We start from the raw sequence: 12,077 nt of genomic DNA on the forward strand, positions 1-12,077 counted from the left end.
GCCATTTGCGACGACGGCGCCTCCTGCTCCGGCTGGGGAGCCCGCTTTCGCGGACTCCCTCGTTCGGCCGCTACTTGGAGGCGCCAGCCCGGTCCAGATTGCGCATGAGAGAATCGATCATCTGGTCGACGCTGAAGCTCGCCGGACGCTGGCTCGGCGGATACTCCTTGAAGGTCTGCAGGAAGGGCGCAACCTTCCAGACGCCGTACTGGACCAGATAGGCGTTCTTGGCGAGCCAGTCGTAATACTGATCCGAGACGCTATCCGCCCGCTCCATCGGGTCCATGCGCAAATTGAAGATCTTCGGCACACGCAGGCAGGTGAAGGGATTCGCCCAGACCAGCAGTCCGCCGGGAGCGCGCTGTTCGCAGAACACGATCTTCCAGTCGTTGTAACGATAGGAGACGAGCTCGCCGTCGTCGTTGAAGTAGAAGAACTCGTTGCGGGCCGATTTTGGCTGCTGGCCGGTCAGGTATGGCAGCTGGTTGTAGCCATCGAGATGCACCTTGGCCTGCTGGTTGCCCAGCGTCGTGCCCTTGGCGAGCTTGTCCTTGATATCGGCATCGCCGGCGGCGGCGACCAGCGTCGGGAACCAGTCAAGGCCGGAGACCATCTCGTTCGAGACCTCGCCCGCCTTGATCTTGCCGGGCCAGCGGATCATTGCCGGCACGCGGAAGGCTCCTTCCCAGTTCGTGTCCTTCTCCGAACGGAACTGCGTGGTCGCCGCGTCGGGCCACGACCATTGGTTCGGGCCGTTGTCGGTGGTGTAGATCACGATGGTGTTGTTCGCGATGCCGAGATCGTCGAGCGATTTCAGGAGCTTGCCGACATCCTCGTCATGCTCGAGCATGCCATCGGCGTAATCGTTGCCCGGCATGCCGCTGCGGCCCTTCATCGACTCGCGGACATGGGTAAAGGCATGCATCCGCGTGGTGTTCATCCAGGTGAAGAAGGGCTTCTGCGCCTTCACCTGCCGCTGCATGAAGTCGATCGCGGCCGCGGTGGTCTCGTCGTCGATCGTCTCCATCCGTTTGGCGGTCAGCGGCCCGGTGTCTTCGATCTTGCCGTCGGCCGAGGTCTTGAGCACGCCGCGCGGTGAATTGGATTTGACGAAGTTGGTGTCGTTCTTCGGATAATAGGGACGTTCCGGCTCTTCCTCGGCATTGAGATGGTAGAGATTGCCGAAGAATTCGTCGAAACCGTGCCGGGTCGGCAGATATTCGTCGCGATCGCCGAGATGATTCTTGCCGAACTGGCCGGTAGCATAGCCGAGAGGCTTCAGCGCCTGGGCTATGGTGACATCACGGTCCTGCAACCCGACAGCCGCGCCGGGGATGCCGACCTTGCAAAGCCCGGTCCGCAGGCAGACCTGCCCGGTGATGAAAGTGGAACGGCCGGCCGTGCAGCTGTTCTCGGCGTAGTAGTCGGTGAACATCGTGCCTTCTTTGGCGATGCGATCGATGTTCGGTGTCCGATAGCCAACGAGCCCGTGGGAATAGGCGCTGATATTGCTCTGCCCGACATCGTCGCCGAAGATGACGAGAATGTTGGGCCGGGCCGGCGCCGAGGCGGGGGCAGGCTGCTGGGCCTTTACCGGCCCGGAAAAGCCCAGCACAGCGGCAAGCGCCGCCGCTGCCGCTGCGGCCAGGAATTTTTGGCGTTCCATGAAATGCTCCTGGTTTGGCATCGCAACCGTGGAGACATCGCTGACTCAGCGTTCGTCGCGCACGCGACAGAAAGCATCGCATGAGGCAATTTCGCGCTTAAGCTTGTAACGGTTACGGCCTCGCGCCGGCGCGAGCGCGCCGACGCAGGCCGATGGCGGCAGAGATCGCGCTCGTCGCATCGGCGGCCAGATCGTCGATGCGCTCATAGCCGCCCGTGTTCGCGACCATGTAGTCCCGGAAGCTGGTGGCCAGGATTTCGCCCGTGCTGAGATCCCCCAGGCGCCACGCGTAGCGCATCGCGGCATCGACAGGACGGACGGCGATATCGAGCGAGAACGCCTCGTGCGGCTTGCAGTAGATGGCCTTGATCGCATCGGCCGCTGCCCGGCGCTCATATGGCGGCACGATCCGGATGATGAAAGACGCCCTCTGCAGCATCACGGCGAGCCCATCGACGAAGAGCTCGGCGCGCGCCGCCATGTCTTCGTTCCCACGCCCGGTGTGATCTTGCAGGATCACCTGCGCGGCGAATGAAGAGGGGTCGGCCATGCTCTCGCCGAGGCCATCAGCCGCTTCCGCACCACAGGCGTGGGAAACCCAGGCGAAAGCCGGGACATAGCTGCCCTTGGGAAGCGAAATCCTGACCGTCGCATCAGACCCCGCCTGCTCATAGTAAGATGCCAGGGCCGCTCTCAAGCGGGTCGCCTCGATCCTGACGATCGGATCCGTCGTCGGATCAAAGGCTTCGTCGCGGCCGAAAACATCGACGCCGATCGTATAGGCCTTGATGCGATCCGCCGAGCCCTTGACGGCCTGTGTCACGACGAATGACAGGAAACGTCGGTTGCGTTCGGAGAGACGCAGCTCGTCGGAGGTCAGCAACCGTTCGAGAGCTCCGATAACCTGATCGGAACCCGGCGGATCCCGCCCATCTTTCAAGCTTTCGCCCATCGCTTCGTCCCCGCCACTGGACTGAAACCACGCCGATAGTTGCCGCGTGCAGTATGGCGCGCAGTCAATCCCGTCAGCAAGCCTGAATCCGCATGGCGCGCCAGCGATTATTCGAGACCTTAAGAAATCCGGTTCAAGATATCTTGCTCTGTCGCGATCATCAAAGAACGATACTCCTGGGCTCGTTCCAAGGCCGCGGGCGATGAGGACTTGTCCCAATAGGAAGCAGCATCGCAGGCAACCTCATACGCCTCGCATAGTTCTGCGAACCGCGCATCGCTGTCGAACCGTATCTTCAGCGCCGTGCGGTTCTGTGGCCACCGGAGCATCAGGCGAGCCAAACCGCGTCTTTGCGCCTTTTCCATCGGCCGCGCTTTCATCCGTCGAAAGGGCACCCGGCCATTGTGGCTCCGTTCATCGCTTTCTGACATCGTGTAACCGTAACAATGCCGGCCTTTGCAGCCAGCAACGGAAAGCCGCGCTCCTTGACGACACAAGCAAATCGGTCCAGCGTCGACGTCAAAGGGCAGGGAAATCGATCATGCGGCGCATTGGGACGGCCGTCTTCGCAGCAACGGCCTGCGTCGTCGCCAGTGCAGTTCCCGATACGGCGTTTGCCACCGAAGGCGGCACAAGCCTTTACGTCCCCGGTCTTCGTGGCCCGGGCGCCGGCATCGTCCCGCCGCCCGGATTCTACTTCGAGAACGATGTCTATTCGTATTCGGGGCGCCTCTCGGCGGGCCGGCAGACGCAGATCGGCGGCGCCGTCCTCGCCAATGTCAAGGTTGAGGCGCGGGTCGACTTCGCCACGCCGACCTGGGTGACGCCGCTCGAAATTCTCGGCGGCAATCTGGGCTTCGCCCTGACGCTGCCTTTCGGCCAGCCGCGCGTCAGTGCGGGCGCGCTGATCGCCGCGCCCCGCTCCGGCCGCGCCTTTGGTGCAAAACTGCGGGATTCGGCCTTCCTGTTCGGCGACCCCGTCGTCACCAGCTTCGTCGGCTGGCACGCCGGCAACTTCCATTGGCAGGTCGGCGGCGTGGTCAACATTCCATCGGGCACCTATCGCGCCGACTCGCTGTCCAACCTGTCGTTCAACCGCTGGATCGGCGATCTCTACGCCGCCGCGACCTGGCTCGATCCGAAGATCGGCCTCGACATCTCCGGTGCGGTCGGCTTCGAGATCAACGGCAAGAACGACGCTACCGACTACACGAGCGGCAATGCCGCGCATGTCGACGTCGCCGTCAGCCAATATCTCAGCAAGGAAATCTCGGTCGGAGCGCTGTTCGCTCACTATCAGCAGATCACCGGGGACAGCGGCTCGGGTGCCGTGCTCGGCCCCTACAAGGGCCGGGTCACCGCTGTCGGCGGGACGATCGGCTATTCCTTCGTCGTCGCCGGAACACCGGTCACGACCCGCCTCAAGATCCTGCGCGAGGTGAACGTCGAGAACCGGCCGCAGGGGACGATAGGCCTCCTGAGCGTCGCCTTCCCGCTCGGCCCTGTCGCGCAGGCGGCAGCACCTCCGGAGCCCGTGCCAGGCGCCCGCGTGGTGAAATACTGACCCGTCTCCGCCTGTCGATCTGCCAGAGACCGGCGTCCTGCCACGCTTTTCAGGCGATCGGTAAGGAGTTACTGGGCTTTCACGGCGAGAGGGTTCACGCTCTGCGCCGTTCTTGCCGACAGCCCCAGTATTCTCCGGACCATGGCCCAGACAACCCCAGCCACTCAGGCGTTGAAGCGGCTCGGCATCGGCTTCGAGCTGCGTAGCTACGCCTATGATCCGAATGCCGAGCGTGTCGGACTGCAGGCGGCCGAGGCGCTGGGCGAACCGGCAAGCCGCGTGCTCAAGACACTGATCGCGCAGGTCGACGGCAAACCCGTCTGCATCGTGCTCGCCTCCGATCGCGAAGCCAGCATGAAGAAGGTCGCGGCGGCCTTCGGCGGCAAGTCGGCGGCGATGATGCCGGTGCCCGATGCCGAGCGGCTGACCGGCTACAAGGTCGGCGGTGTCAGCCCCTTCGGCCAGAAGCGCAAGCTGCCGACGATCATAGACGAAGCGGCGTCGGGCGAGGCGCTTGTTTACGTCAATGGCGGGCAACGCGGCCTGCAGATCGCGCTGGCGCCGGCAGATCTGCTCAGCGCCGCCGGCGCCCGCAGCGCCGCGCTCTCAGCCTGATCGCGGCCTCACGCCGCCTTTCCCGCCGGCTCCCGATGGCTTAGTGGCACGGGGCGCCGCTTCCCAAGGTTTCCAAACGCATGATTCGTCTCGAAAACATCAGCAAGCAAAACGGAAAGCAGATCGTCTTCATCGAAGCGTCTGCCGGGCTCTTGAAGGGCGAGAAGGTCGGGCTCGTCGGTCCCAACGGCGCCGGCAAGACCACCCTGTTCCGGATGATCACCGGTGAGGAGGCGCCCGACGAAGGCGTGGTCTCGACCGATCGCGGCATCACCATCGGCTATTTCAGCCAGGATGTCGGCGAGATGGCCGGGCGCAGCGCCGTTGCTGAGGTTATGGATGGCGCAGGCCCCGTCAGCACGGTCGCGGCCGAGCTCGCCGAACTCGAAGCCGCCATGGTCGATCCCGAACGCGCCGACGAGATGGAGGATATCATCGCGCGCTACGGCGAGGTGCAGGGCCGCTTCGAGGAGCTCGACGGCTATGCGCTGGACGGCAGGGCGCGCGAGGTGCTCGCGGGCCTCGGCTTCAGCGAGGAGATGATGGAGGGCGATGTCGGCGGCCTCTCCGGCGGCTGGAAGATGCGCGTCGCGCTCGCCCGCATCCTGCTGATGCGCCCCGACGCGATGCTGCTCGACGAGCCCTCGAACCATCTCGATCTCGAAAGCCTGATCTGGCTGGAATCCTTCCTCAAGAACTATGACGGCGCCGTGCTGATGACCTCGCATGACCGCGAGTTCATGAACCGCATCGTCGGCAAGATCATCGAGATCGATGGCGGCGCGCTGACGAGCTATTCCGGCGATTACGAGTTCTACCAGCAGCAGCGCGCGCTGGCCGAAAAGCAGATGCAGGCGCAGTTCGAGCGCCAGCAGGCGATGCTCGCCAAGGAGATCGCCTTCATCGAGCGCTTCAAGGCTCGCGCCTCGCACGCGGCGCAGGTGCAGAGCCGGGTCAAGAAGCTGGACAAGATCGAGCGCGTCGAGCCGCCGCGGCGGCGCCAGAGCGTCGCCTTCGAGTTCCAGCCGGCGCCGCGCTCGGGCGACGACGTGGTCAGCATCAAGAACGTCAACAAGGCCTATGGCAGCCGCAGCATCTATGACGGGCTGAACTTCCAGATCCAGCGCAAGGAGCGCTGGTGCGTGCTCGGCGTCAACGGCGCCGGCAAGTCGACGCTGCTGAAGCTCGTCACCGGCACGACGGAGCCCGATGCAGGCACGGTCAATATCGGCGCCAGCGTCAAGCTCGGCTATTTCGCCCAGCACGCCATGGAGGTGCTCGACGGCGAGCGCACCGTGTTCGAGGCGCTGGAGGATCGCTTCCCGCAGGCCGGGCAAGGTTCGCTCCGCTCGCTCGCAGGCTGCTTCGGGTTTTCGGGCGACGATGTCGAGAAGCGCTGCCGCGTGCTCTCGGGCGGCGAGAAGGCGCGGCTGGTCATGGCGATGATGCTCTACGATCCGCCGAATTTCCTGGTGCTGGACGAGCCGACCAACCACTTGGACATCGCGACCAAGGAGATGCTGATCACGGCGCTCTCGCAATATGAGGGCACGATGCTCTTCGTCAGCCACGACCGGCATTTCCTCGCCGCGCTCTCCAACCGCCTGCTGGAGCTGACGCCCGAGGGCGTCCATGCCTATGGCGGCGGCTATACAGAATACGTCGCCCGCACCGGGCAGGAAGCGCCGGGGCTGCGGAGCTAGGCGCGGGAAGCACACCGTCATTCTCGGGCGGAGCGAAGCGCAGACCCGAGAATCTCTGGCAGGAAGAGGCTCCCGAGCCTCCACGTCCTGAGATGCTCGGGTCAAGCCCGAGCATGACGAGCCTTCCCTCAACGCGCGAAAACCGACCAGCCGGTCGCCTCGGCCAGGCGCTCCAGCGCCAGCGTGCCGAGCAGCGAGTTGCCGTTGGCGTTGAGGCCGGGTGACCAGACCGCGATCGCGGCCTTGCCCGGCGCGACGGCGAGGATGCCGCCGCCGACGCCCGACTTGCCGGGCAGGCCGACGCGGAACGCGAAATCACCCGAAGCATCGTAGTGGCCGCAGGTCAGCATCAGCGCGTTGATGCGCCGCGCCCGCTGGGCCGAGACGACGCGCGGCCCGCCGGGCTCGTAGAGCCCGCCATGCATCAGGAAGCGCCCGGCCATGGCGAGTTGACGGCAGCTCATGGCAATGGCGCATTGATGGAAATAGACGCCGAGCGTCAGCTCCGGCGCATGGGTTACGTTGCCGAAGGCCTTCATGTAGTTGGCTAGCGCGATGTTGCGGAAGCCGGTCGCCTGCTCGGCCCGCGCCACCGCGTCGTCGATGACGATGGTATCGTCATCGGCCAGGTAGCGCACGAAGCGCAACAATTCGCCGATCGCGACACGGGGCTCGTGGCCGGCGAGATTGACGTCGGCGACGACAAGCGCGCCGGCGTTGATGAAGGGGTTCCGCGGCACGCCCTGCTCGCGCTCGAGCTGCACGATCGAGTTGAAGGGCGTGCCGGACGGCTCGCGCCCGACCCTGCGCCAGAGCGTGTCGCCGACCTTGCCGAGCGCCTGGGTCAGGGCGAAGACCTTGGAAACGCTCTGGATCGAGAAGGGCTCTTCGCTGTCGCCGGCGACGTGGGTCTGCCCATCCGCGGTCACGACGCAGAGCCCGAACTGACGCGGATCGATGCGGGCGAGCGGCGGGATATAGGTCGCGACCTCGCCGCGCTCGCTGGCGTCGCGCATCTCGTCGGCAATGTCGCGGACGAGCCGCCCGATATCCGTCACGCCTGCGATCCCCGCTGTTGCGCGCGTCAGGCAAGCCCGAGCCGGGCCGGCGGGTCAAGCCCGCCGGACCAGCAACCGGCCTATTGCAGCCGAAGCGTCCCGCCGGACGAGGCGCCGCCGACCACCGGGCGCTGGGAGGCAATGATGCACAGCGACTTGCCGCGCGATTTCGCCTGGTACAGCGCTGCATCGGCCGCCGTCATCAGGCTGTTCATGTCGCGGCCATGCTCGGGAGCGAGCGCGATGCCCACCGAAGCACCGATATGCAGCTTGTGCCCGCTGTCGAGCTCGTAAGGCTCGGAGATCTCGCGCACAATCCGCTCGCCGAAGCGCTGGAGCTGAACCTGCTCGGTCTGCTCGGAGAGGACGACGAACTCGTCGCCGCCGATGCGCGCCGCGATGTCGGAAGCGCGGACGAGGCCACGCAGCCGCTCGGCCACGAGCTGGAGCAAGGCGTCTCCAGCCATATGGCCGTAGCTGTCATTGACGGCCTTGAAGCCATCGAGATCGAGATAGACCAGGGCAAGCCCCCTGGGAGGCGTCGCGTCGTCGAATCTCGCCGTAAAGGCCTTCGCCAGCCCGGCCCGGTTGGACAGCCCCGTCAGCATGTCGTGCCGCGCATGGAAGGCGTTCTCACGTTCCGCCCGCATGGTCGAGATCAGCATCCCGTTCAGCTTGTAGGCGGCCATCGTCATGCTGAAGAGATAGAACGGAATCTGCATGAAGGTGATCAGCATCATCGGCTCGGACACGAAAGGCGCTGCAAGCACGCAGGGCCCGAGCGTGAGCGCGATCATCACGCCGGCCATGCGCGGTGCGGCGAAATTCCGAAAGCAGATACCGCCCACCATCGCAGCGGCCGAGAGGCAGGCGAGCGTCGCCGCAACCCAGTCACCGCTCATCAGGCTCAGAAATGTGCCGGCTCCGATACCGGCCGCCCAGGCAACGCCGAGCAGGAGATAGATGTCGGTAGGCGTCGATTGGCCGCGCGCCGCGCGTTTGCGCGCCGCAAGCAGGACGCAGAGCCGCACGAAGCAGCAAACGATCTCGAACGCGCACCAGAGCGTGAAGGGCAAGGTCGGGATGCGCCAGGCGATCAGGAAGGACACCGCCAGCGAATTCATGACGCCGCCGGCGAAGATCGGCAGCGTTCCGAAGAGGCTTGCCACCAGCGCGACCCGAATATCGGGGGGGACATCCGGGCCAGCATCCGCAAGCCAGCGCGTCACGCGCCAGCGCGGCAGGCTGAAACGGAGGACTGGGGCACTCATCGGCTGATCCGGCTCCTCTGGCGAGCAGGCCAGCGGAGCACCCGGTCGCGAAGGTTGCCTAGCAGCGAGGTGTTACGATTAGGTGAGAAAAGCCGCGAGAATCACGCAGTGCATGCAACGCAGGGCTGCGGAAAGCTCAGATCGTCACCGAATCTGGCGGTAGACCCAGACCCGCGCCGGCGGGATGTTCCGCAGCACCCAGTCAGAAACGAAGGCCTTGAGGCCGGAACCTTTCCGCGGGATCGGCGAGATCACCGAATAGGTGAACTGGATGAAGGGCGCGCCCTCGACCAGCAGCGGGAACGCCTCGCGCGCCAACGCCGTGCGGGTGGCCGGCGGCCGGTTGAACAGGGGCAGGCTGGAGACCAGCGCGATCGCCTTCTCGTGCAGATGGCCGGCGAGCGTCTTGGACAAGGCATACGCATCGCCCTGCACCACCGTCGCGCGCGGAAAGCGCCGGCGCAGGAGCTCGCAGAACTCCGGGCTGTATTCGACGAGGATCAGGCGGCTCTCGTCGATGCCACGCTCGATCAGCGCTTCGGTGACCGGGCCGGTTCCGGGGCCGATCTCGATGACCGGGCCGGGCTGCTCGGGATCGACAAAGGAGGCCATCCGGCGCGCGAGCGCCGGGCTCGACGGCGTCACCGAGCCGGTGCGCAGCGGGTCGTCTATCCAGGACTTGATGAAGCGGGCCTCGTCGCCGAGCTTCGCCTTGGCTTCGCTGACGCGACTCCTGAACTTCTCGGCGGTGTTGCGAACTTCGCTTTCGACCTTGTAGCGGACGGCAGCCACCTTGAGCTTGGCTTCCGCGACGCTGTCGACAAGGTCGGCCGCCGTCACCCGCACCTCGCCCTCGATCCGTGACGCCACGCGGGATTGCCCGAGGCGAGCGGCAAGCGACGTTGCGCGCGGACGATGACGGATCGTCGAAGACATGGCACCCCTTGATCGCCGCAAAGACGACGCGTCTGACGCAGCTGAACGTTACCTGCGCGGCATATGGGGTCAAGAGCGGCCGCCCGCCAAGTTCTTTTCCGCGGCTCAGGCAAAAAGCCGTCAGATCAATGGTCTCGGAGGTGATGCCTGCTCGTATATCGAGGCCATATGTGCCGTCAGGCGCGGGTTGAGCAGCGTCAGCCGCCCGCCCGAGAGTGAGAACAGCCCAGCCTTGCGCAGACGCGACCAGGTCTTGCTGGTGTGGACCAGCGACAGGCCCAGCGCGTCGGCAAGCTGCTGCTGCGTGAGCGGAAAGGCGAAGCTGCCGCTGCTGACGAGGCCCAGCGTGTCGGCGCGATGGTAGAGCGAGATCACCAGCGCGGCGATGCGCTCGCCGGCGCTGCGCTGACCGACCGAGGTCAGATTGTCGTCGATCAGGGATTCCTCGCGCGAGCCGAGCCAGGCCAGTTCATAGGCCAGCGCCGGCATCTTGACGAACAGATCCCAGATCCGCTTGCGCGGGAAGACGCAGAGCTCGACATCGGTGAGCGCCTCGATACCATGCTCGGCGGCGCTGAGCAGCGAGGCCTGCAGGCCGACGAGATCACCGGGCAGCAGGAAATTCAGAATCTGGCGGCGCCCGTCCGGCAGGGACTTGTAGCGGAAGGCCCAGCCCGAATAGAGCGTGTAGAGTTCCGCATCCTCCTGGCCGGGGTGGATGATGTCGGCGCCGGCCGGAAAGCTGCGATGGTCGACCTTCATCGCCTGGATGAAACGGATCTCGTCGTCGGTCTTGTCCTTGAAAGCGGGCTTGAGCCGCAACGGGCAGGCGAGGCAGGGCGTTCCCAATCGTACCTGCTTGCTGATGATGTTCATGAGCCGATCGATCCCCCGAAACCGATGCGAAAGGCCTCGGCATTCGACCAACTCGCAAGAGCGTTGGCGCGTTCCCCGCCGGCACCAAAGGAACCAACAAGCATTCCGTTGCGTTTTCCTGTCGAAACCGACCGTTTCTGGTCGAGAGCGTTGGGAGACGGATATGCTGAAAGCCAGCCTTGCCCCCGCCATTCGCGCCCTGTTCTTCTTCGGCTTCATGGGGGCAGCCGTCACGGGCCTGACCATCGGAGCGCAGTTGCAAGTCCCGACCGACCAGAGCTCGACGAGCGTCGCGCAAGCCAGGGGCGAGCGTGACCCGGCAGCGGATCTGCGCTTTGCGGCCGTGGATCGTGCGGATCGTGCTCAGAGCACTGCGAAGCGTGCGATCGCCTCGCCCTCGCAGCAGGCTCTGGCTGGTGGGCCTGTCACGCATGTCGTGCGCTAGGACTTCTGACGGAACCTGACGCGATTTCTCGCGTTACACGCGCGGCGCATCCTCGCGTCGCACTTCAAAGCCGCCTCTGGCGGCTTATTTTTTTCAGTCTTGCGGACACAAGCCATGCTGCTGCGCATCCGGCACGCAACCACCTATCGCTACGCCCAGCCCGTCGCCTTCGGGCCGCATCGGCTGATGCTCCGGCCACGCGACAGCTTCGACCTGCGTGTCGCCGACACCGCTCTCTCGATCTCGCCCGCGGCCAGCCTGAACTGGATGCATGACGCCTACGGCAATCCCGTCGCCATCGCGAATTTCGAGGCCGAGGCGGATACGCTCGATATCGTGAGCGTCCTGATGCTCCAGCGCTTCGGCCCCGCCGTCCCGCGCACCGACATGGGGCCCGGCGCCGCGCTGACGGGCGTGGTCTACAGCGAGAACGAGCGATCGGTGCTCCAGCCGTTCCTCGCGCTCGCCTGCGCCGACCCCGACAAGAAGCTCGATCGCTGGCTCGCGGATTTCAGGGCCCGGATCGGCCAGGGTTCCGGCCACCTCCTGCGCGATCTCGCCCATGCGCTCCATGGCGCGCTGACCTACACTGTCCGGTTCGACGAGGGCACGCAGCACCCCGTCGACACGCTGGAGAGCGGCGGCGGCACCTGCCGCGACTATGCCTGGCTGTTCATTGAGCTCGCGCGGCGCATGGGTTTCGCTGCACGCTTCGTCACCGGCTATATCCATGACAGAAGCCCGGAAGACGCCTTGCTGACCAGCGCCGTCGGATTGACCCATGCCTGGGCGGACGTCTTCATTCCCGGCGATGGCTGGGTCGAGTTCGACCCGACCAATGATCTCGTCGCCGACCGCCAGCTCCTGCGTGTCGCGGTTGCACGCGTGCCGGAGGACGCCTCCCCCATCGCCGGCAGCTTCATCGGCCCGGCCGGCTCCTTCCTGGGACTGAGCGTCGGCGTATCGATAGAACCGGTCCGCGAGCCCTGAT

General features: G+C 65.3%; 11 protein-coding genes. 5 read left to right on the plus strand and 6 right to left on the minus strand.

Features of this window, described 5'->3' with window-relative positions; translation table 11 throughout:
* Nucleotides 1–70: 70 nt before the first annotated feature.
* The gene (locus AC1DIN_RS16245; protein ID WP_441471224.1) at nucleotides 71–1,666 is read right to left on the minus strand and encodes an arylsulfatase; all 1,596 of its coding nucleotides are present in this window, start codon (nucleotides 1,664–1,666) and stop codon (nucleotides 71–73) included.
* A gap of 112 nt (nucleotides 1,667–1,778) precedes the next feature.
* Nucleotides 1,779–2,549 (minus strand): hypothetical protein, encoded by a 771-nt coding sequence (locus AC1DIN_RS16250; protein WP_476766725.1) that lies wholly within the window; start codon nucleotides 2,547–2,549, stop codon nucleotides 1,779–1,781.
* Between the two features lie 610 nt (nucleotides 2,550–3,159).
* On the opposite strand from AC1DIN_RS16250, the gene AC1DIN_RS16255 reads away from it, so the two are divergent.
* The 3 genes from AC1DIN_RS16255 to AC1DIN_RS16265 all read left to right on the plus strand — a co-directional run bounded on the left by AC1DIN_RS16255 (nucleotide 3,160) and on the right by AC1DIN_RS16265 (nucleotide 6,500).
* Nucleotides 3,160–4,182, plus strand: coding sequence for a SphA family protein (locus AC1DIN_RS16255; protein ID WP_476810535.1), 1,023 nt, complete (start codon nucleotides 3,160–3,162; stop codon nucleotides 4,180–4,182).
* Between the two features lie 141 nt (nucleotides 4,183–4,323).
* Nucleotides 4,324–4,797 (plus strand): Cys-tRNA(Pro) deacylase, encoded by a 474-nt coding sequence (gene ybaK / locus AC1DIN_RS16260; protein ID WP_476810536.1) that lies wholly within the window; start codon nucleotides 4,324–4,326, stop codon nucleotides 4,795–4,797.
* Nucleotides 4,798–4,877: 80 nt separating this feature from the next.
* Entirely contained in the window at nucleotides 4,878–6,500 is a 1,623-nt protein-coding gene (locus AC1DIN_RS16265) for an ABC-F family ATP-binding cassette domain-containing protein (protein WP_476810537.1), read from the plus strand.
* Nucleotides 6,501–6,628: 128 nt separating this feature from the next.
* Here the strand turns inward: AC1DIN_RS16265 and AC1DIN_RS16270 are convergent, their stop codons facing one another.
* From AC1DIN_RS16270 to AC1DIN_RS16285, 4 genes are all read right to left on the minus strand, one after another.
* The gene (locus AC1DIN_RS16270; protein WP_476766720.1) at nucleotides 6,629–7,558 is read right to left on the minus strand and encodes a glutaminase; all 930 of its coding nucleotides are present in this window, start codon (nucleotides 7,556–7,558) and stop codon (nucleotides 6,629–6,631) included.
* 80 nt (nucleotides 7,559–7,638) lie between these two features.
* Nucleotides 7,639–8,829 carry a diguanylate cyclase domain-containing protein gene (locus tag AC1DIN_RS16275; protein WP_476810538.1) on the minus strand — a complete coding sequence of 397 codons (1,191 nt, stop codon included), beginning with the start codon at nucleotides 8,827–8,829 and terminating at the stop codon, nucleotides 7,639–7,641.
* Nucleotides 8,830–8,973: 144 nt separating this feature from the next.
* Entirely contained in the window at nucleotides 8,974–9,699 is a 726-nt protein-coding gene (locus AC1DIN_RS16280; protein WP_441471217.1) for a class I SAM-dependent methyltransferase, read from the minus strand.
* 186 nt (nucleotides 9,700–9,885) lie between these two features.
* Nucleotides 9,886–10,641: a Crp/Fnr family transcriptional regulator gene (locus AC1DIN_RS16285; RefSeq protein WP_441471216.1), complete on the minus strand. Its 756-nt coding sequence runs from the start codon at nucleotides 10,639–10,641 to the stop codon at nucleotides 9,886–9,888.
* Between the two features lie 163 nt (nucleotides 10,642–10,804).
* Here AC1DIN_RS16285 and AC1DIN_RS16290 point away from each other — a divergent pair, with 163 nt between their 5' ends.
* Nucleotides 10,805–11,086, plus strand: coding sequence for a hypothetical protein (locus tag AC1DIN_RS16290; protein ID WP_476810539.1), 282 nt, complete (start codon nucleotides 10,805–10,807; stop codon nucleotides 11,084–11,086).
* Nucleotides 11,087–11,200: 114 nt separating this feature from the next.
* Nucleotides 11,201–12,076 carry a transglutaminase family protein gene (locus tag AC1DIN_RS16295; protein WP_476810540.1) on the plus strand — a complete coding sequence of 292 codons (876 nt, stop codon included), beginning with the start codon at nucleotides 11,201–11,203 and terminating at the stop codon, nucleotides 12,074–12,076.
* Nucleotide 12,077 lies beyond the last annotated feature (1 nt).

The organism is Allobosea sp. 05T438 (genome assembly GCF_056396025.1).